Origin of the sequence: Pseudomonas sp. USTB-Z, assembly GCF_019691255.1 — a bacterium.
Taxonomy (GTDB): domain Bacteria; phylum Pseudomonadota; class Gammaproteobacteria; order Pseudomonadales; family Pseudomonadaceae; genus Aquipseudomonas; species Aquipseudomonas alloputida.
The window spans coordinates 220,865-240,768 of the sequence record NZ_JAECZP010000002.1; the positions used below are offsets into that span (position 1 = coordinate 220,865).

24 protein-coding genes are annotated in these 19,904 nt (G+C 63.2%); 14 read left to right on the forward strand and 10 right to left on the reverse strand.

Going from position 1 to position 19,904, the window contains the following annotated elements:
• Positions 1-25: 25 nt before the first annotated feature.
• From I8746_RS02970 to I8746_RS02990, 5 genes are all read left to right on the forward strand, one after another.
• Complete coding sequence (locus I8746_RS02970) at positions 26-1,078, forward strand: catalase family peroxidase (protein WP_221100138.1); 1,053 nt, start codon at positions 26-28, stop codon at positions 1,076-1,078.
• Positions 1,075-1,608, forward strand: a complete 534-nt coding sequence (locus I8746_RS02975; protein ID WP_003248038.1) for a cytochrome b — start codon at positions 1,075-1,077, stop codon at positions 1,606-1,608. The genes I8746_RS02970 and I8746_RS02975 overlap by 4 nt, the downstream gene beginning before the upstream one ends.
• An 81-nt stretch (positions 1,609-1,689) precedes the next feature.
• Positions 1,690-2,895 carry an MFS transporter gene (locus I8746_RS02980; protein WP_221100139.1) on the forward strand — a complete coding sequence of 402 codons (1,206 nt, stop codon included), beginning with the start codon at positions 1,690-1,692 and terminating at the stop codon, positions 2,893-2,895.
• Between the two features lie 81 nt (positions 2,896-2,976).
• A complete protein-coding gene (locus I8746_RS02985; protein WP_003248033.1) occupies positions 2,977-3,522 on the forward strand; it encodes a cupin domain-containing protein in 546 nt (181 codons plus the stop codon).
• A 2-nt stretch (positions 3,523-3,524) separates the two neighbouring features.
• Positions 3,525-3,824, forward strand: coding sequence for a hypothetical protein (locus tag I8746_RS02990; RefSeq protein WP_237617314.1), 300 nt, complete (start codon positions 3,525-3,527; stop codon positions 3,822-3,824).
• On the opposite strand, the gene I8746_RS02995 is transcribed toward I8746_RS02990, so the two are convergent.
• Both I8746_RS02995 and I8746_RS03000 read right to left on the reverse strand, forming a co-directional pair.
• The gene (locus I8746_RS02995; RefSeq protein WP_161773604.1) at positions 3,797-4,411 is read right to left on the reverse strand and encodes a 2-hydroxychromene-2-carboxylate isomerase; all 615 of its coding nucleotides are present in this window, start codon (positions 4,409-4,411) and stop codon (positions 3,797-3,799) included. The genes I8746_RS02990 and I8746_RS02995 overlap by 28 nt on opposite strands.
• A gap of 29 nt (positions 4,412-4,440) precedes the next feature.
• Entirely contained in the window at positions 4,441-5,172 is a 732-nt protein-coding gene (locus I8746_RS03000; protein WP_221100140.1) for an SDR family oxidoreductase, read from the reverse strand.
• 89 nt (positions 5,173-5,261) lie between these two features.
• Here I8746_RS03000 and I8746_RS03005 point away from each other — a divergent pair, with 89 nt between their 5' ends.
• Positions 5,262-5,825 (forward strand): TetR/AcrR family transcriptional regulator, encoded by a 564-nt coding sequence (locus tag I8746_RS03005; protein WP_070095891.1) that lies wholly within the window; start codon positions 5,262-5,264, stop codon positions 5,823-5,825.
• Positions 5,812-6,405, forward strand: coding sequence for a DUF4157 domain-containing protein (locus tag I8746_RS03010; protein WP_221100141.1), 594 nt, complete (start codon positions 5,812-5,814; stop codon positions 6,403-6,405). The genes I8746_RS03005 and I8746_RS03010 overlap by 14 nt, the downstream gene beginning before the upstream one ends.
• Before the next feature lie 357 nt (positions 6,406-6,762).
• Here the strand turns inward: I8746_RS03010 and I8746_RS03015 are convergent, their stop codons facing one another.
• Positions 6,763-7,764: a bile acid:sodium symporter family protein gene (locus I8746_RS03015; RefSeq protein ID WP_014756426.1), complete on the reverse strand. Its 1,002-nt coding sequence runs from the start codon at positions 7,762-7,764 to the stop codon at positions 6,763-6,765.
• Positions 7,765-7,871: 107 nt separating this feature from the next.
• On the opposite strand from I8746_RS03015, the gene ampC reads away from it, so the two are divergent.
• The gene (gene ampC, locus I8746_RS03020) at positions 7,872-9,014 is read left to right on the forward strand and encodes a class C beta-lactamase (protein WP_088512238.1); all 1,143 of its coding nucleotides are present in this window, start codon (positions 7,872-7,874) and stop codon (positions 9,012-9,014) included.
• A 300-nt stretch (positions 9,015-9,314) separates the two neighbouring features.
• Complete coding sequence (locus I8746_RS03025) at positions 9,315-9,647, forward strand: hypothetical protein (RefSeq protein ID WP_003253895.1); 333 nt, start codon at positions 9,315-9,317, stop codon at positions 9,645-9,647.
• Between the two features lie 46 nt (positions 9,648-9,693).
• On the opposite strand, the gene I8746_RS03030 is transcribed toward I8746_RS03025, so the two are convergent.
• From I8746_RS03030 to I8746_RS03055, 6 genes are all read right to left on the reverse strand, one after another.
• Positions 9,694-10,005: a hypothetical protein gene (locus I8746_RS03030; RefSeq protein WP_010953779.1), complete on the reverse strand. Its 312-nt coding sequence runs from the start codon at positions 10,003-10,005 to the stop codon at positions 9,694-9,696.
• Positions 10,006-10,146: 141 nt separating this feature from the next.
• Positions 10,147-10,335 (reverse strand): hypothetical protein, encoded by a 189-nt coding sequence (locus I8746_RS03035; protein WP_003253897.1) that lies wholly within the window; start codon positions 10,333-10,335, stop codon positions 10,147-10,149.
• A 138-nt stretch (positions 10,336-10,473) separates the two neighbouring features.
• A complete protein-coding gene (locus I8746_RS03040; protein ID WP_003253898.1) occupies positions 10,474-10,794 on the reverse strand; it encodes a YbjQ family protein in 321 nt (106 codons plus the stop codon).
• A gap of 70 nt (positions 10,795-10,864) precedes the next feature.
• Complete coding sequence (locus tag I8746_RS03045; RefSeq protein WP_003253899.1) at positions 10,865-11,749, reverse strand: EamA family transporter; 885 nt, start codon at positions 11,747-11,749, stop codon at positions 10,865-10,867.
• A gap of 162 nt (positions 11,750-11,911) precedes the next feature.
• On the reverse strand, positions 11,912-12,667 hold the full coding sequence (locus I8746_RS03050; protein WP_014756422.1) for a class II aldolase/adducin family protein: 756 nt from the start codon (positions 12,665-12,667) through the stop codon (positions 11,912-11,914).
• Positions 12,668-12,689: 22 nt separating this feature from the next.
• Positions 12,690-13,733 carry an ABC transporter substrate-binding protein gene (locus tag I8746_RS03055; RefSeq protein ID WP_017147666.1) on the reverse strand — a complete coding sequence of 348 codons (1,044 nt, stop codon included), beginning with the start codon at positions 13,731-13,733 and terminating at the stop codon, positions 12,690-12,692.
• A gap of 173 nt (positions 13,734-13,906) precedes the next feature.
• Here I8746_RS03055 and I8746_RS03060 point away from each other — a divergent pair, with 173 nt between their 5' ends.
• From I8746_RS03060 to I8746_RS03070, 3 genes are all read left to right on the forward strand, one after another.
• Positions 13,907-15,859: an FAD-dependent oxidoreductase gene (locus tag I8746_RS03060; RefSeq protein ID WP_221100142.1), complete on the forward strand. Its 1,953-nt coding sequence runs from the start codon at positions 13,907-13,909 to the stop codon at positions 15,857-15,859.
• Positions 15,860-15,898: 39 nt separating this feature from the next.
• Entirely contained in the window at positions 15,899-16,498 is a 600-nt protein-coding gene (locus tag I8746_RS03065) for a helix-turn-helix domain-containing protein (protein WP_017147667.1), read from the forward strand.
• 80 nt (positions 16,499-16,578) lie between these two features.
• Complete coding sequence (locus I8746_RS03070) at positions 16,579-17,781, forward strand: NAD(P)/FAD-dependent oxidoreductase (RefSeq protein WP_014756418.1); 1,203 nt, start codon at positions 16,579-16,581, stop codon at positions 17,779-17,781.
• 68 nt (positions 17,782-17,849) lie between these two features.
• On the opposite strand, the gene I8746_RS03075 is transcribed toward I8746_RS03070, so the two are convergent.
• A complete protein-coding gene (locus I8746_RS03075; protein WP_003253906.1) occupies positions 17,850-18,461 on the reverse strand; it encodes an FMN-dependent NADH-azoreductase in 612 nt (203 codons plus the stop codon).
• 133 nt (positions 18,462-18,594) lie between these two features.
• Between I8746_RS03075 and I8746_RS03080 the strand changes: the two genes are divergently transcribed.
• Together I8746_RS03080 and I8746_RS03085 are read left to right on the forward strand one after the other, a co-directional pair.
• Positions 18,595-19,497, forward strand: coding sequence for a LysR substrate-binding domain-containing protein (locus I8746_RS03080; RefSeq protein ID WP_003253907.1), 903 nt, complete (start codon positions 18,595-18,597; stop codon positions 19,495-19,497).
• Positions 19,490-19,849, forward strand: coding sequence for an MmcQ/YjbR family DNA-binding protein (locus I8746_RS03085; RefSeq protein WP_012052560.1), 360 nt, complete (start codon positions 19,490-19,492; stop codon positions 19,847-19,849). Before I8746_RS03080 ends, I8746_RS03085 begins: the two co-directional genes overlap by 8 nt.
• Positions 19,850-19,904 lie beyond the last annotated feature (55 nt).

Sequence of the window (19,904 nt, forward strand, 5' to 3'; positions counted from 1 at the left end):
ACTGGCACCTTCACTGAACCGGACGATGACCATGAACACACCCTTGCACGGCTCGGCCAAAGCCTTGCGCCTGGCCGCCATTGGCGGCGTGCTGCTGGCCGCAGGTGCCGGCTTTGCCTATGCCGCTGGCTGGCTCGGCGCCCCCCGACTGACGCCACAGCGCATCATCGACACCTTCGAAGCCCAGGCCGGGCATTACCCCGGCTACCGCAAGAACCACGCCAAGGGCTTGTGCGTGAGCGGCTACTTCCAGGCCAGCGGGCAGGCCGCCAACCTGTCCACGGCGCGCGCCTTCAGCCAGCAACGGGTGCCGGTGGTGGGCCGTTTTGCCATCGGCGGCGCCAACCCGTTCGCCCCGGATACGGGTATACCCGTACGCAGCCTGGCGATTGAGCTGAGCACCGACGATGGCCAGGTCTGGCGGACCGGCATGAACAACCCTCCGGTGCTGGCGGTCAGCACGCCGCAAGGGTTCTACCAGCAAGTACTGGCGAGCGCACCAGACCCGGCAACCGGCAAACCGGACCCTGGCAAGCTGCAGGCGTTCTTCGCCGACCACCCGGAAAGCGCGGCGTTTCGCCAATGGGCGGCGGGCTACAAACCCAGCGACAGCTTCGCCAACACGCAGTATCACAGTATCAATGCCTTCCGCCTGATCGACGCAGCGGGTGCGGCCCACCCGGTGCGTTGGCAGCTCGAGCCACAAACTGTATTTGCGGCATTACCCGCGCAGGTTGATGACAAGCAATTCCTGCAACACGACTTGCAGCAGCGCCTTGCCCAAGGCCCGTTGCGCTGGACGCTGCGACTGGTACTGGCCGAACCTGGCGATGCCGTGGACGACCCTGCCCGGCCGTGGCCCGCCGAGCGGCGCAGCGTGGACGCTGGCACTCTGGTACTGGAACAGGTAGACGCCCCCGAGCAAGGGGCCTGCCGCGATCTCAACTTCGACCCGCTGATCCTGCCCCGCGGCATAGAGGCGTCAGCCGACCCGATCCTCGCCGCCCGCTCGGCCGCCTATTCCGAATCGTTCAACCGCCGTAGCCGCGAATCGCTCAGCACCGGAGCCAAGCCATGAAACCTCAAGCCTTCCACCCTTTCGCCCGCGTGTTGCACTGGCTGATGGCCGTGCTGATTCTGGCCATGCTGTTCATCGGCGTAAGCATGGTCGCCGACCTGTCGCTACGCCACCCGGTGCTGATCAGCCTGCACAAAGCCACCGGGCTGGCCCTGCTGGTGCTGGTGGTACTGCGCATTGCTGTGCGCCTGACCCTACCTCACCCGCCCCTGCCGAACGATCTGCCAAAACTGCAGCGCTGGGCCGCCGGAGCCTCGCATCTGCTGCTTTATGGCCTGATGCTGGCCATGCCGCTGCTGGGCTGGGCCATGCTGTCGGCAGGCGATTACCCGCGCCCGCTCGGCTTGCCCGCCATCGCCCCCCACAACCTGCAGCTATATGCTGTGTTGCGCCAGGCCCATGGCTGGGCCGGCTACCTGCTGTTTGCCACGGTGCTGGTGCATGTGGGGGCCGCTTTGATGCATGCGTGGGTGCGCCGTGACGGTGTGTTGCGTAGCATGTGGCCTGGCCCCTTGCACCGCAGCGAGTGAACGGTAGCAGCACGGGGTTCGACAATCGATAATGATTCCTAATAATATCGGTTTTGTTTGCCACTCTGCCCTGGACTGCCCATGAACGTCGCAAAGGATCCTGCAACCCTTCTGCCTGCCAGCACCCTGAACCTGCGCCCGCTGTTGCTGGCCAACATGGCCTGCACCATGTCGATGATGGCCTTCGTCGCCCTGATCGGCCCGATAGCCCGCCAGCTTGGCATGGCCACCTGGCAAGCCGGCGCCGCCGTGACCGTGGCCGGCGTGGTCTGGGTGCTGCTGGCCCGGCCCTGGGGCCGCGCGGCAGACCGCCTGGGCCGCCGGCGCATCCTGCTGCTGGGCAGCGCCGGCTTCACCCTGGCCTACTGGCTGCTGTGCCTGTTCGTCGAAGGCGCACTGCGCTGGATGCCGGGGGCGACCTTGGCGTTCATCGGCCTGATGATCGCGCGTGGTTGCATCGGCGCCTTTTATGCCGCCATCCCGGTAGGCTGCAATGCGCTGATCGCTGACCATGTCGAGCCGCAACGCCGGGCGCGGGCCATGGCCTCACTGGGGGCGGCCAACGCCGTCGGTCTGGTGGTCGGGCCGGCGCTGGCCGCACTGCTGGCGCGGCACAGCCTGAGCCTGCCGTTCCATATCATGTCGCTGCTGCCGGCCACTGCCTTCCTGGTGCTGCTTTTTACCCTCAAACCACAGGCGCTGCCGCACAGCCACGCCCCCAGCCCGGTGCGGCTGAACGACCCGCGCCTGCGCCGGCCGCTGCTGGTGGCATTCAGCGCCATGCTCAGCGTGACCGTGTCGCAGATCATCGTCGGTTTCTTTGCCCTTGACCGCTTGCATCTGGGCCCTGCCGAAGCGGCCCAGGCGGCTGGCATAGCCCTGACCACCGTGGGTGTGGCACTGATGCTGGCCCAGGTGATACTGCGCCAACTGGAGTGGCCACCGCTGAAGATGATCCGGGTGGGTGCCACGGTATCGGCACTGGGCTTTGCCTGTGGCTCGCTGGCCACCACGGCCCCCTGGCTGTGGGCTTGCTATTTTGTTGCGGCGGCCGGCATGGGCTTCGTCTTCCCGGCGTTTTCGGCACTGGCGGCCAATGCCATGCAGGCCTCCGAACAAGGCGCCACGGCCGGCTCCATTGGCGCCGCCCAAGGCATGGGCGCGGTGATCGGGCCGCTCGCCGGTACCTTGGTGTATGCCCTTGATCCGCGCTTGCCATTCCTGGCCGTGGCCGTGCTGTTGCTGCTGGTCGGGCTGTGGCCAATGCCGCGTGAGCAGCGGGTTTGAGAAGCACAGCGCGCAAGGGCGCAGAGTGTGTTTTAATGCGCATCGCTCATTATTATTGACACCTCTGATTACAAGGCGGCTATGGACACGGGGACGCGACTCAAACTGGTGCGTGAACGCAACAACCTCTCCCAACGGGAACTGGCCCGTCGCAGCGGGCTGACCAATTCGACGATCTCGCAGATCGAGCAGAATCGCGTCAGCCCTTCGGTCAGCTCCCTGAAAAAACTGCTCGAGGGCATCCCCATGAGCCTGGCGGAGTTTTTCAGCTTCGACGAGCCGGTGCGTGAGGAACGCTACGTATTCCGTGGTGGCGAACAACCCGACCTGGGCCGCAATGGCCTGCGCATGCTGCTGGTCGGCGCCAGCGTCGAAGGCCGCCAAATGCGCATGCTGCGTGAGCTGTACGCACCCGGCGCCGACTCTGGCGAACCGATCGTGCACGCTGAAGGCGAAGAATGCGGGTTGGTCACCCGTGGCACCGTCGAGCTGTGGGTCGACGGCCAGGTCAGCGTCCTCAATTCGGGCGACGGCTACTACATCCCCACGACCCTGCCGCACAGTTTCAAGAACATCGGCCCGGATGAGGCCGAGATCATCAGCGCCAACACGCCGGCGAATTTCTGATCTTGACGCACAGACCTTCACTGAGCGCCCGGGATGTCTATCAGTGCCTGCGCAATGTGGCCCTTGGCGTGCACCACCTTGAGGTGGTTGCACGCCGCGAGGGTGGCTTGGTCGATGTCGGTATCCAGGGCTGGCAACTGACGTTGGCCTTGGATACTGAAGGCTTGGCGCATTGCGTTCATTGCCAAGCCCCCGGCGGCGAACAGGCCGGGCTCGAGCACTGGCAGCGCTATGGCACCAACCCCACCGACCTGCTCAGCCTGTGGGAGCGCACTCAGCTGGAGAGGCTGCTGGCTCCCTGACGCAGCGCCTCTTCGACAAAGTCCAGGCGGTCCTGGCCGAAGAACATGCCATCACCGACAAAACAGGTGGGCGCGCCAAACACCCCGCGCGCCACAGCTGCCTCGGTGGCCTGCTTTAGCGCTGCTTTTACTTCGCTGTCAGCGGCCAGGGCATGAAAACCCTGCGGGTCGAAACCTGCCTGCACGAGTGTTTCATTCAGCACAGCGCTGTCGCTCAGGTTGCGGCGCTGTACCCACAGCCCAGTGAACAGCACCGATAGCAATGCCTCGAACCGATCCGGTGAATGCAACTGGGTACCTGTCACGCCGCGCATCAAAGTCAGGGTATTGACCGGAAAGCCCGGCGGCATCCCGAACGGCACACCGTAGCGTTGGGCAAAGCGTGCCAGGTCGGTGAACATGTAGCGCCCTTTGGCCGGGATCATGGCCGGCGAAGCATTGCCGGTAGCCTGGAAAACCCCGCCAAGCAGCATTGGCCGGTAGCGCAGCGTAGCGCCATGGCGGGCACACAGGTTCGGCAGTTGGGTCCAGGCCAGGTAACTGGCCGGGCTGCCCAGGTCAAAAAAGAAATCGACAGACGTGTGCATGGTGACGGTCCTTGCGTGTTAACGGGGGTTTACCAGCGTTCCATCCAGGGGCGCAGGTCCAGCTCGAACGTCCAGGCGTCGCGGGGCTGGGCGTGCAGGAACCAGTAAGTGTCGGCAATGTGCGCCGGGTCAAGGATGCCATCCTGGTCCTTGAGGGCATAACGCTCGGGGAAGCTGTCACGGATGAAGGCCGTGTCGATGGCACCGTCCACCACCACATGGGCGACATGGATGTTGCGTGGCCCCAACTCGCGCGCCATGCTCTGTGCCAGGGCACGCAAGCCATGCTTGGCGCCGGCGAAGGCGGCAAAACCGGCTGCGCCGCGGGTACCGGCTGTAGCGCCGGTGAACAGGAGGGTGCCGCGCTCACGCTGAACCATGCACCGGGCCACCGCCTGCGCGGTGAGGAAACCGGCAAAGCAGGCCATTTCCCAGATCTTGAAGTACTTGCGTGGGGTTTCCTCGAGAATGCTGCACGGCACATTCGCGCCGATATTGAAGACAAATGCCTCAATCGGACCTATATCACGCTCGATAGTCTCCACCAGCGCGGTCACCTCCTCTTCCTTGCGCGCATCAGAGCCAAAACCGTAGGCCTGGCCGCCAGCGGCGTGTATTTCCTCCAGTAGCGGCTGCAGTTTGTCGGCCTGGCGCCGGGTTACGCAGGCAATATAGCCCTCACGCGCAAAGCGCTTGGCGATCTCACCCCCAGTGGCGTCGCCCGCCCCGATCACCAGCACGACTTTTTGTTGTTCTGACATGCCTGCCTCCATGGGTAAATGATCGTTTAGTAAACGAACGCTATGCTATGATCGCGGTCATCGTCAAGCCTGTCTGTCGAGGCATGTGAATGCGCTATTCCAACGAACACAAACAGCAAACCCGCGAACGGTTGCTGGCCAGCAGCGGCGCGCTGGCCAAACGCGGGGGTTTTGCCAGCACCGGCGTGGCCGGGTTGATGAAAGCGATCGGCCTGACCGGCGGTGCCTTCTACAACCACTTCCCGTCCAAGGACGACCTGTTTACCGAGGTGGTACGCCAGGAGCTGAGCAACAGCCCCCTGGCACGCCTGGCTTGCCAAGGCGCCAACCGCGAACGCCTGGGCCGCTGTCTGCAGCAGTACCTGAGCCTGGCCCACCTGCGCAATGCCGAAGGTGGATGCCCGCTGCCGCCGCTGGGTGTGGAAATCGCCCGGGCCGACACGCCGGTGCGTGAAGTGGCTGAGCACTGGCTGGTAGAGCTGCACCAGGCCTGGAGCACAACCTTGGAAGATGAGCAGCTGGCCTGGGTGCTGATAAGCCAGTGCGTAGGGGCATTGCTGGTCGGGCGCATGCTGGCCAGTGAAGGTGTGCAAGCGCAGGTACTGGGCGCCAGCCGCCAGTTTGTCGAACAGGCCCTGCATGAGACGGATTAGTGCCCTGCTGGGTTTGCTATGGGCCCTGCCAGCGCTTGCCGAACAGGCCTGCCCGCCTGGGCAGTATCAAGTGTGCCTGATGGGCTGCTTCTGCGCCCCGATCGACCCAGGCCAGGCCGGGCAGATCCTCAAGGATGTGGAGGTCATGGCCTCGTCCAGCCTGACCTACGCCTTGCGCCAGGCCCGCGACGAAGCCACGGCCAGCGGTGTGCAGCCGATTCCGTTGCATATTCGGGCGCAGCTTGAACCTTGGTATGACTTTGCCGTGCTCGACGCGGCGCGCTTCCGGGTGGGGGATGAGCAACAGATGAGCGCAGCCAATGCGCTATTGCAGAACCCCGATGTGAACGCCGTTACACTGATCGACACGATCATCTTCCGCCGGGCCGCCGATGCCGAGGACAACGTGGCCTTGTGGGCGCACGAGCTCAAGCATGTGCAGCAGTATCAGGAGCTGGGCGTGGAGGCGTTTGCCCGACGCTATACGCGTAACTACGACGACCTGGAGGCGCCGGCCTACAAGATCGAGGCCGAAGTCGACAAGGCGCTGCGCGAGCGTCGTTCAGGCCTGGCCCGCTGATCGCTGCCATTGCGTTCCAGTTGTAGGAGCGGGTTTACCCGCGAATACGGTAGCGGCAGCAACGGTGAACGGCGGGTGATAATTGGCCAGCAGGCCCGGCCCTTTCGCGGGTGAACCCGCTCCTACACGACGGCCTGCACCCAATCACCAATGTGTGTCCCCCCCGATCAGGTGTAGGAGCGGGTTTACCCGCGAATACGGTAGCGGCGGCAACGGTGAACGATGGGTAGAAATTGGCCAGCAGGCCCGCCGTGCTTCGCGGGTATCAACCCCTTGATACGACCAAGCTTTTCAGCGCTGAGCACCGCAGAAAAGCTTGACCGCCAACACAGTATCTTCATGGGAACGCAAAGGCGCTCAAGACAACGCCGAAACCTCCACCTCCTGCTCGCGGCTGGCATAACGCTGCGCCAGCACAGCACACACCATCAGCTGTATCTGGTGGAAAAGCATCAGCGGCAGAATCATCGCGCCAATGCCACTGCCCACGAACAACACCTGGGCCATGGGCACACCCGTAGCCAGGCTTTTCTTGGAGCCGGCAAACAGGATGGTGATGCGATCCTCGAGGTCGAAGCCCAGCGCCTTGCCAAGCAAGCGGGTGCCAAACAGCACCACTGCCAGCAGAATTGCGCACACTACGAACAACCCCGCCAGGTGCTGCGGCGATACGGTGTGCCACAGCCCGGTAACCACGGCCTCACTGAAGGCGGTGTACACCACCAGCAGGATCGAACCCTGGTCCACCACTTTGAGCCAGCGCGCATTGCGCTTGACCCAGGCGCCGATCCAGCGCCGCGCGACCTGCCCGGCAACGAACGGCACCAGCAGCTGCAACGTGATCTTCAACACCGCATCCAGGCCGGAACCTGTATCACCACCGGCCCCCAGCAGCAGCATCACCAGCAACGGGGTGAGGAAGATACCCAACAGGCTAGAGGCCGCTGCGCTGCAGATGGCTGCCGGCACGTTACCGCGGGCCAGCGAGGTAAAGGCGATGGCCGACTGCACGGTTGCAGGCAAGGCACACAGGTACAGGATGCCCAGGTAAAGCTCGTTACCCACCAGCGGTACGAACAGAGGTTTGAACGCCAGGCCCAGCAGTGGGAACAATACGAAAGTACAGGAGAACACCAGAAGGTGCAGGCGCCAGTGCCCGGCACCGGCAATGATGGCTTCACGGGACAGTTTGGCGCCATGCAGGAAGAACAACAGGCCGATGGCCAGGTTGGTCAGCCAGCCGAAAAACACCGCGCCATCGCCCGAGCAAGGCAGCACGGTGGCGATGAGTACCACACCGAGCAAGGCCAAGGTGAAATTGTCAAATAACATGCGCAAATACTTCATCACTGTATCCATCTTGTCATGGTGGCTGGGCAGACGATAAGGTCTTTGGCTCTCCGTCGCTAACGCCGGAACCCCGAGCGGTATCGCTCAACGGACACGTTCCACAAAAAGGACTCTCCATGCTCCGCCCACGTCTGGCTACACTTGCAGCCGCCATTACCCTTGCCTTGGGCCATGCCAGCGCCCAGGCCGACGACCAGTTACAGGCCAAGGTCGACCAGATCATCCGCCCGCTCATGCAGGAACAAGGCATCACCGGCATGGCTGTGGCCATCTATGCACGCGACCACGCGCATTACTTCAGTTACGGTGTGGCCAGCAAGGCCGACAACGTACCGGTAAGCCGCGATACGCTGTTCGAGATCGGTTCGCTGAGCAAGACCTACACGGCCACCCTGGCCGCGCTTGCCAGCGCCGAGGGCAAGCTTGACCTCGAGGCCCCGGCCAAGCGCTATCACCCGGCACTGGCCGGCGTCCCCATCGGCGACGCGACGGTGCTGGAACTGGGCGCCTATAGCGCCGACTGCCTGCCACTGCAGTTCCCCGACACCGTGCAAACACCGCAGCAGGTAGTCGATTTCTTCCGCCACTGGCAACCTCGCGCCAAACCCGGCACCCAGCGCTGCTACTCCAACCCCAGCCTGGGGTTGTTCGGTGACCTGGCTGCCCGTGCGCAGCATCAACCGTTTTCCACGCTGATGAGTGAGGGCCTGCTGACGAAGATGGGCCTGAAAAATACCTACCTTCAGGTTCCGGCCAGCGCCCAGGGGCTTTATGCCCAAGGGTATGACGCCGACGACAAGCCGGTGCGTGTAGGGCCCGGCCCCTACGCCGATGAGGCCTACGGCATCAAAACCAGCGCCAGCGACCTGCTGCGCTATGTGCGGTTGCACATGCAGCCGCAGGGCTTGCCACCGGCCCTGGTGAAAGCCACCGCCATTACCCAGCAGGGCTATTTCCAGGTTGGCGCCATGACGCAAGGCCTGGGCTGGGAACGCTACCCCTACCCGGTCACGCTGAGCACACTGATCGATGGCAACAGCCCACGGCTGATCCGCGAACCGCAGGCCACCACTCGCTTGCAGCCGGCCCTGCCCGCGCTACCGGCAGCCTGGTACAACAAGACCGGCGCCACCAACGGCTTCGGCGCGTACGCCGCGTTCGTGCCGGCAGAACAGCTGGCAGTCGTGCTGCTGGCCAATCGGAATTACCCCAACCAGGCGCGGGTGCAAGCCGCCTTCGACATCCTTTCCGGCTTATAACGCTCGCGTTGATTGTCGGACAAAACGACAGAATGTAGTGAGCAAAAATATTCACTACAAAATGGTTGACGCCGTTCATCGCGCTTGGGCATGATGAAGCCGTCTCCCCGATCGGGAGCGGTGGCAAGGGTGTTCCAGACGGCCTGCGCGGTAACGCAGGCCGTCCGTGGAGAGGGAAACTGTCCAAAAGGCAGCGTGAGAAAGCCCCTGTTGCGATGCTGCTGTAGCAGCCTTGGTAGTGCGCTACACCGTGATAGCGCCAACTGTGAAAATCACCTATGAATGGGTAATGGGGGCTTTATGATGAACTTGAACAACAATCCGACTATCGACCAATTGGCCCAGCTGTTCGCCGTGCGCAAGGACAGCCTTGACGACCATTTGCTGTGGGTTAGCCAAACCGGTGAAGTGCGCCTCGACCGCCTGCCACCGAACACCGTCGAAGATGAATTTGAAGAGCACCTGCCCAGCATGCGTGCCCGCTTCAAGGTCTACCGCCGTGGCCAAGGCTACGTCGGCAAGAAAGCCGCCGCCGACACCGAATTCGTTGGCCGCGTGCTGCAGACCCTGCAACAAGAATGGCCCGCTGCCCGTGAGCAGCAGGCAGTCAAGGTGATCGAACCGCTGAATTGAGGGTTCGCACCCTTACCAGAGCCCGGCCCGCATTGGCCGGGCTTTTTCATGCCTGGCGCCGCTGCAGACGGGTTTCCGGCAAAGGCAAAGCGCCTGTTGCCATCGCCCGGGCGCGGTCGACACCCCACACCAGCGCACGGGTCATGGTCTCGCCCGGCAGCGCGGGGTAATACTCTTCCAGCAACGCCCGCCCATCCCCGGCGTACAACCCCAGAAACAGCTGCGTCGCCCCCAGGCGCGACAAGCGCACCTGCACGTCCAGTGTGGTGCCGTCGCTGAGTGCTTCGTCGTGGCAGCGGCTGTGCAACTGTGCGTCGGCCCACTGCCAATAGGTTTCTTCCCTGACTCGCATGAGCATTCAATCCTCCGTTGCTGGAATGCCGCGTCAGAAAACCACAGGCCGGGCCATCCGGCGAGCGCTACCGGGCAATACCATGAGGCGGATCAACGAATAGCAATAAAAACCCCGCCGTTGGGCGGGGCGTGTGCAGGCGCAGGCTTACTTCTTGAGCGGTACCCGCGGCATGAAGCGGCCTTTTTTGCTGCGCTGCAAATGTGCAGGCTGGAGCTGTTCGGAATCATCCAGCGTCATGTGGGCGAACCCCAGGCGAAATGCCGCCTGGCCGCAACGCACCTGGCTGTTGATCGGGAACGCATCGTTCAGGTCTTCGAAAAAGGATTCGCTCATGCCCTGTCTCCCTCCAGTGGCGGTCGCGTCGGCAACCAGACAAGTTGCCCAGGAAACGCGGCCTGTGAAAGTGAGACTAGCTGGTCATTTGCGGACCGACCGGACAAGAACCCTGCAGCCGACCAATGGCAAAAGGCTTTACTTCAGGCGTACTGCCGTGCCGGTGGCAAATACCACGACCATGCCGCCCTGTACCGACGGCATGCTGATCTCAAAATCAACCCCCACTACCGCATCGGCTTGCAACTGTCGTGCCCGGGCCTTGAGTTCTTCAGTGGCCTGCTCCCGGGCCTCGCGCAGCGCGCTTTCCAGGGTTTGCGAACGGCCACCGAAGAAGTCGCGAAACCGTGTAAAGAAATCGCGCACGAAGTTGATGCCCTGCACCGATTCGGAACTGACCACGCCCAGGTATTCGGCAATCGGGCGGCCTTCGAGCTGGCTGGTGGTGGAAATGATCATGGATGCGCTCCGTTGGCCTGGCAAAAAGAGGCCGATTCTAACAGAGCGCAGGTCGGCGGATTTAAGCGCTTTACGCGTTGGCAGCCCGCAAACGCTGACCGATGCGCGCACCGAATACATTCACCAGCAGGCCGGCCATCACCAACAATGCGCCCCAGCCCTGCGTAGCGGTCAGGCGCTCTCCCAGTAGCAACGCCGACGAACTCAGGCCAATCACCGGTACCAGCAGCGAGAACGGCGCCACTTTGCCTGCCGGGTGACGCGACAGCAACTTGCTCCACAGGCTGTAGCCGAGCATGGTGGCCACAAAGGCCAAATACGCCAGGGCCAGCACCGAACTCCAACTGATATTGGCCAAGGCATGGCCAATGCGCTCGGGGCCTTCCAGCCACCAGGACAGTGCCAGGAATGGCAGTGGTGGGATCAGCCCACCCCAGATCACCAACGCGACCAGGTCGACCGAGCCGAACCGCCGGGTAATGATGTTGCCCAGGCCCCACATTGCACCGCCACACAGGGTCAGCACCAACGCCAGCATGGGCACATGGCCGCCGTCTTCGCTGCCGATCAGTGCCAGGCCGCCGGCCGCCACCAGCAGCCCCAGCACGCTGGCCAGGCGCAGCCGCTCACCGAGAAACAACGCCGCAAAACCGAGGGTGAAGAAGGCTTGCGACTGCAGGATCAACGAAGCCAACCCTGGCGGCATGCCGCTGTACATGGCCTGAAACAGGAACGCGAACTGGCCCAGTGAAATGGTCGCACCGTAAGCGATCAGCCAGCGCCACGGCAGTTTGGGCCGCCTGACCAGCAAGATCGCCGGGAACGCCACCAGCAAGAAACGCAATGCCCCCAGCAACATCGGTGGCAGCCCGTCGAGGCCAACCTTGATGACCACAAAGTTGACGCCCCAGGCGACAATCACCACCAGGGCGATAAGCAGGTCCTTGAGTGGCATTGCGACTTCCTTCTGCAGGCTTTTTAGACATATTTCGTTACAGCATAACGGTATTCCTTGAGAAGGGACCAGCACAGTTGAAAGCAATGGTTGCACTACAGTGACTGTTCCGTCCGCCCGCTGTCGTTTGCACGACTAACTGCCAAATCAGCAAGCGCAGGTTCAATCCTGATAACCAGGCGCCACCTTTTCCAACATTCGCAACAACGCCGCCCACGCCAATTGCAGCGCATCCGGGTCGGTCAGTTCCCCTTGCTTCAACCCTCTCCCCGGCGCGTTGAACTGCCGTTCGGTACGCACGCACACTTCGGTCGTCGGCAATACCAGCTGCCCAGCACTTTGCGCCGCCAACTGGATCTCGCAAGCCTTCTCCAGGTAGTACATGCGCAAGAAGGCTTCAGCCACACTGCGCCCCGTGGTCAACAGGCCATGGTTGCGCAGCATCATCACCGGCTTGTTGCCCAGGTCGGCCACCAGCCGTTGCTGTTCATCCATGTCCAGCGCGACGCCCTCGTAGGCGTGGTAAGCCACATTGCCGTAAAACTCCATGGACATCTGGTTGACCGGCAGCAGGCCACATTCCAGTGCGGCCACCGCGCAGCCTGCGCGGGTGTGGGTGTGCAGCACGCACCGGGCATCCTCGCGGGCAGCGTGAATGGCACTGTGAATGACGAACCCGGCCGGGTTGACCGGGTGACGGGCAGCCCCCACCGGCCGCCCCTGCAGGTCGATCTTCACCAGGCTGGACGCTGTGATCTCCTCGAAGAGCAGGCCATACGGGTTGATCAGGAAATGGTGCTCCGGCCCAGGCAGGCGCAGGGAGATATGCGTGAAGATGAGATCGCTCATGCGAAAGTGCGCGATCAGCCGGTAGCAGGCAGCCAGCTCCCGACGCAGGCTTAGTTCCGTTGAAGTCATCTTGTTGCCCCTTTACTGAACGCTATTTGCTGGCCCAGGCGTTGAAGCGTTGCTCCAGTTCTTCGCCATGATCGACCCAGAATTCCACGTTCATGGCCAGCGCCCCTTGAAGGTTCTGTGGCGAAGTGGGTACCCAGTTGGCCAGCGCCGGGTCAAGCCTGGCCGCGGCCTGGGTATTGGTTGGCCCATAGGGGATCTGTTGTACATACCGCACCTGGGTATCCGGCTGATTGGCATAGGCAATCAGCCGCTTGGCCTGGTCGACATGCCGCGAGCCTTTGATGATCGCCCAGTAGTCCATACCGTACAGGCTGCCAGGCCATACCACGGCCAACGGGCTGCCCTGCTGCGCCGCCACCGCAATTCTTCCGCTGTAGGTGGAGGTCATCACCACGTCACCGGCTGCCAGCCATTGCGCGGGTTGAGCGCCGGCGTCCCACCACTGGATATGGGGTTTGAGTTCGCTGAGTTTGGCGAAGGCCCGCTCGACGCCTGCCGGCGTAGACAATACCCGGTATACGTCTTCGACCTTGACCCCGTCAGCCAACAGCGCGAACTCCAGGTTGTACACCGCACGCTTGCGCAGGCCGCGCTTGCCAGGGTACTTGTCGACGTCCCAGAAGTCGGCCCACGACGCCGGCGCCTGGGCCAGCTTGCTGCGGTCGTAGGCAATAGCCACGCTCCAGACCAGCGCGGCCGATCCACAATCCTGTGCGGCTGCCGGGATCAGTTCGGCGGCATGGCCCAGGCGCTGCCAGTCCAGGTGCTCGTAGATCCCCTCGTCGCAGCCGCGCATCAAGTCAGGGCCTTCGATCTGCACCACATCCCAATCGACGTTGCCGGTGTCAGCCATGACCTGGATCCGCGCCATTTCGCCGTTGTATTCACTCTGGATCAGCTGGCTGCCGTCCTGGGCAATGAAGGGCTTGAAAATCGCCTCATCCTGGGCCTTCTGGCCCGCGCCGCCATAACCGACCACAACCATCTGCTGCGCAGCTTGCGCAGTGCCCAGGCCAAGGGCCAGCAAGGCTGCACAAAGGCCGGTCACACGTGGATATAGCTGCATCGTAGTTTCCTCCTGGCGGTGCCCGACGGGCCCGTTTTCTTGTTGTTTTGAGGTCACACCCTCGCCATGCGAGTGAGGAAAACCTAGACAGACACCAGTAAAAAAACAAGTTGATTTTTTACTATTGCTACACTTTGATAGAAAAATAACAACACCGTACCGGAGCCGCCTGTATGCAGACCGCCTTCCCACACCTGTTCGAGCCCTTGCAGATCCGCGGCAAACGTTTGAAAAACCGCATCATGTCCAGCGGGCACGACACCTGCCTGCCCACCGACAACCTGGTCAACGACAAACTGATCGCCTACCAGCGCGACCGCGCTGCCGGCGGCGTTGGCCTGATCGTGCTGCAGGTCGCCGGGGTGCACGACAGTGCCCGCTACACCTCGCATGTGCTAATGGCCACGGACGATGCCTGCATCGACGGCTACCGCCAGCTTGCCGAGGCCTGCCACGCGCACGGTACCGTGGTGCTGTCGCAACTGTTTCACCCCGGGCGGGAGATCATGGAATCGGCAGACGGCCTGTTGGCGGTAGCCTACTCGGCCTCTGCGGTGCCCAATGAGCGCTTCCGGGTGATGCCACGGGCGCTGGACCAGGCAATGATCGACGAAATCGTCCAGGGCTATGCCGGCGCCGCACGCCGCCTGCACCAGGCCGGCCTGGATGGCGTCGAGGTGGTAGCCAGCCATGGCTACCTGCCCGCGCAGTTTCTCAACCCCCGGGTGAACATACGCAGTGATGGCTACAACGGTGACCTGGATCAGCGCCTGAGGTTCTTGCGCGAAGTGCTGGCCGCGGTGCGCGCCGCCACCGATGAGCAGTTCATCATTGGCCTGCGCATCAGCGCTGACGAGCGCGACAGCCAGGGCCTGAGTGAAGACGAGTCACTGGCTGCTGCCGTGGCCTTGCAGGGCCAACTCGACTACCTGCATATCGTCGCCGGTACCTCGGCCTCGCTGGGTGGCGCGGTCCATATCGTGCCACCAATGGCCATCGAACCGGCGTACCTGGCCCGCGAGGCTGGCACCTTCAAGCAACAGCTGGCTATCCCCCTGTTCGTCACCGGGCGCATCAACCAGCCCCAGGAAGCCGAGCTGATCCTGGCCCGCGGCCAGGCTGATGTGTGCGGCATGACCCGGGCGCTGATCTGCGATCCGTCGATGCCAGGCAAGACCGAACGCGGCCAGGTCGAAGACGTGCGCGCCTGCATCGCCTGCAACCAGGCATGCATCGGCCATTTCCATCGTGGTTTGCCCATTTCCTGCATCCAGCGCCCGGAAACCGGGCGTGAGTTGCAGTATGGGCACCTCACGCCCACTTCCTCGCCCAAGCGCATAATGGTCGCCGGCGGCGGGCCTGCCGGCATGAAGGCCGCCGCCGTGGCCGCCGCGCGCGGGCACCAGGTCACGCTGTACGAGGCGGGCCCGCAGCTCGGTGGGCAGGTGCTGCTGGCCCAGCTACTGCCACGGCGTAGCGAGTTCGGGGGTGCCAGCACCAACCTTCAACGGGAAATGGCCCTGGCAGGCGTAGAAGTGGTGCGCAACACCCGGGTCGACCGCGCGCTGGTCGAACGTGAGCGCCCTGATCTGGTCATTGCCGCTACCGGCGCCACCCCCTACTGGCCGGCGTTCGAGCGTACCGGCGAGCTTCAGGTAGTGGACGCCTGGCAAGTGCTGCGCAATGAGGTGAAACCGGGGCGTTCGGTGCTGGTGATCGACTGGCGCTGTGACTGGATCGGCCCCGGTATCGCCGAACGCCTGGTGCGCGAAGGTCATCAGGTCCAGTTGGCGGTCAACGGCACTCATTGCGGCGAGAGCCTGCCACTTTATGTACGTGACCAACTGGCCGGCGAGCTGCATCGCCTGGGTATCCCTGTCACCCCATACGCACGCCTGTATGGCAGCGACGACAATACGGTGTATTTGCAGCACACCGCCAGCGGCGATCCGATGATCTTCGAAGGCATCGACACCCTGGTGCTGTGCATGGGGCATCTACCGCAAGACCACCTGGCCACTGAACTGGCAGGTGTGGTGGACGTACGGCGGATTGGCGACTGCCTGGCGCCGCGCACGGCCGAAGAAGCGATTCACGATGGCCTGACGGTTGCCTGGGCACTCTGAGGCTGTACATACTGCGGCTTTTGCGATGGACCGACGCGCATGAGCCAACCCTCCCAGCCCCCCGCCAGCGAACCCGGGGGCGCCGCGCCGCAGTTCCTCGGCACCCGCATCCGCGGCCTGCGCAAGCGCCGCGGCATGACCTTGGCGGAGCTGGCCGCACACAGTGAACTGACCGCAGGCTACATCAGCCAGCTGGAGCGCAACCTCTCCTACCCGTCGATCCCGGCGCTGTTCAATATCGCCCGCAGCTTGGGCGTGACCATCCAGTGGTTCTTCGCCAGCGAAGCCACCACCGCGCCCGAAGACCAAGGCTATGTGGTGCGGCGCAACAGCCGCCTGAGCGTGCATTACGAAGATGGCATCGTTGATCAACTGCTCACTCCCCAGCCCAACCGCCAGCTGGAGATGCTGCACTCACGTTTCCCGCCAGGTACTTACAGCCAGCAAAGCTACAGCCATGACGGCGAAGAAGCCGGTTACCTGCTCAGCGGCACGTTTGAGCTGTGGGTAGGCGAGCGGCATTTCCAGCTGAGTGAAGGCGACAGCTTCAGCTTCTCGAGCCAGGAGCCCCATCGCTACGGCAACCCCGGTGAAGTGGATGCCGTGGTGATCTGGGTGATCACACCGCCAACATTCTGAAGCACTCCGGCAAGCACTGGTAACACCGTTGACCGGCGATACGGTCTACCTTGTCCACCGAACTTCAAAGGAGCACAACCATGAAGCAGATCCTGATCATTGGTGCGGGCTTTGCCGGCCTGTGGAGCGCACTCAGCGCCATCCGCCAGCTTGACCTCAACGGCAGCAAGGGCGTCGAGGTCACCTTGCTCGCGCCCCAGGCTGAACTGCATGTGCGTCCGCGCTTCTACGAGCCAGACGTGCATACCCTGGCGGCCCCCCTGCAGGCGCTGTTCGACGCTGTCAATGTCCGTTTCGTGCAGGGCACGGCATACCACATCGATGAAGCGGCCCGCCGCGTGGGCTATCGCACCCGCAGCGGCACTCGCTGCACCCTGCCCTATGACCGTCTGATCATGGCCTGCGGCAGTGAGCTTGAGCGCCCTGACATGGACGGCATCGAGCATGCCTTCGACGTCGACAAGCTCCACAGCGCCGCACGCCTGGAAACCCACCTGAAGTCACTGGCCAGCCTGCCGAACACGCCGGCACGCAATACTGTGGTAGTAGCCGGGGGCGGTTTTACCGGCATCGAGACGGCCACCGAATTGCCAGCCCGCTTGCGCGCGATACTGGGTGAAGACGCCGCGTTACGCGTAGTGGTAATCGACCGCGGCGCCAGGATTGGCGCAGCCCTGGGTGACGGCATCCGCCCAGCCATCGAGCAGGCATGCGAGGCCCTAGGCGTGGAGTGGGTTTGCGGTGCCACAGTAGTTTCGGTAGGCCCTGCCGGTGTGCAGTTGGACAACGGCCAGCGTATCGACGCCAGCACGGTGGTCTGGACGGTTGGCTTCAAGGCCAACCCGCTCACCGAACAGATCAGCGGCGAGCGCGACAACCGCGGCCGCTTGCATGTCGATGGCAACCTGAAGGTCAAGGGCAATGATGCCGTGTATGCCGCGGGAGACGTGGCTTACGCCACCTGTGACGCGCTTGGCAACCCTGCAATGATGTCGTGCCAGCATGCGATTCCGCTGGGGCGCCACGCAGGCAACAATGCCGCGGCCGAGCTGATTGGCGTGCCACCGATGGCTTACAGCCAGCCCAAGTACGTGACCTGCCTGGACCTGGGGGCTTGGGGTGCGGTGTATACCGAAGGATGGGATCGTGAGGTGTCGCCACCGGAGGACAAGGCCGAAGCCAAAGCGCTGAAGCGCCAGATCAATTCAGTGTGGATTTATCCGCCAGCGGCTGACCGTGCAGCAGCCTTGGCAGCCGCTGATCCGCTTATTCCGGTAGCCTGAACGCTTCTACGGGTTGGGGTGGCCTTGTCCCTCGACAGGGCCACGCTTGCAACCCACCGCTCCCTTGATCAGGCAGCCGCAAACAGCTCGTTGGCAATCTGCGCCTGTGCAGCATCGATCGCCTGGCTGCGCTGCTCCGGGCCGTAGGCCAGGCCGTGGGCCCGGACAATTTCCAGGTCGGTAATACCAATGAAGCCCAGGAACACTTTCAGGAAGTCTTCATGCCCGGCGCCAGTCGGCTGGCCAGCGTGCAGGCCACCCGCAGTGGAAACCAGCACCACTTTCTTGTTGCCGCACAGGCCTTGCGGGCCGGCTTCGGTGTAGCTGAAGGTCTTGCCGGCGACGGCCACACGGTCAATCCAGGCTTTTAGCTGGGTCGGCACGGTGAAGTTGTACATTGGCGCGCCAATCACCACGGCATCGGCAGCCAGAAACTCTTCGAGCGTCTCGGCGCTCAGCTTGGCTTCGAAAGCCTGGGCTGCGTCGCGTACGTCTTCAGGGGTGCCTGCAGCGACCAGGGTGGCGGCGGAGAAGTGGGCAATGGCATCGGCAGCCAGGTCGCGGTAAACCACCTCAACGCTTGGGTCTGCAGCCTTCCAGGCTTCGACCACTTCGCGGCTCAGCTGACGCGAGGCGGAATTGTCGCCCAGGATGCTCGAATCGATGTGCAACAGTTTCATGGGACTCTCCTGTGAGTGAAGACCGCATCTGTGGGCGATCACGATTAGGAGAATCCTATCGAAGTGATCAATAGCTGATAAGTCAGCAAAAATGCGTTAGTTTGTCCCACAGATGGAACAGTGAGACATGCCCATGCAAGACCTCAACGACCTCTTCTACTTTGCGCGCGTCGTCGAAGCCGGCGGATTCGCCGCCGCCGGGCGCCAGCTGGGTATCCCCAAGTCGCGCCTGTCGCGGCGTATCGCCGAGCTTGAAGAACGCCTGGGCACACGCCTGTTGCAGCGCACCACACGGCAACTCAAGCTCACCGCAGTAGGTGAACGTTACTTGCATCATTGTCAGGCCATGCTGCTGGAGGCCGAAGCCGCCGACGAAACCGTGGCCAGCATGAGCAGTGAACCGCGCGGGCGTTTGCGGGTTTCCTGCCCGGTGGCACTGGCACACGCCTTCCTGCCGGATGTGATCAGCCGCTTTCTCGAGCAGTACCCGCTGGTGCAACTGGACATGGTATTGCTCAACCGCCGGGTCGACCTGATTTCCGAAGGCATTGACGTAGCGTTGCGCGTACGCGACCTGGGCGACGAAGACCCGGCCCTGGTCACCCGCCGCCTGCGCCAGGCACAAATGCAACTGGTGGCTGCACCCGGTTTTGCCGACCACATTCGCGAACCGGGCGAGCTGGCATCATTGCCCGTGCTGGGCGCAGCCGAAGCGGACCGGCTGGTACACTTCCGCCTGTTCGGCCCCCATGGCAAGCAGCAGGAAATAGCCCTGGAGCCACGCTTGGCGATCGATGATTTCGTAGTACGTAACGCTGCTGTACGTGCCGGGCTGGGGTTCACTGCGCTGCCCAGCATGTTCTGTGAAGAGGAACTGGAACGCGGCGAACTGGTGCGCCTGCTGCCAGACTGGTCGCTGCCGGGTGGCTACCTGCAGGCGGTTTACCCACACCGGCGCGGCCTGCTGCCTGCGGTCCGAGTGTGGATCGATCACCTGGCGGCGTCATTCGAGGCTTGTGGAGAGCGGTATGTCTGAACGGAAGATGAGCGAGGCCCAGGTGGCGGCATTTTGCCTGAGCCTGCCGGGGGCGCGGGAAGACTACAAATGGGGCGGCATCCGAGTGTTTTCGGTGGCAGAAAACAAGATGTTCGCGGTGCTCGACCTGGCGGGTGCCGGGTTGTCGTTCAAGGTAGCCGACGAGCTGTTTCTGGGTTATTGCGATCGCCCCGGGATACGGCCGGCGCCGTACCTGGCGCGGGCGCGATGGGTCAGCATGGCGCCGCCCTACCCCATGGGGCGTGATGAACTGTGTGATGTGTTGCAGCGGTCGCACCAGCTGGTCGTGCGTCGGTTGCCCAAGCGGTTGCAGGTGGGGTTGGTCATGTGATCTACCTGTACCGGCCCTTTCGCGGCATTACCCGCAAAGAGGCCGGCACAACTGC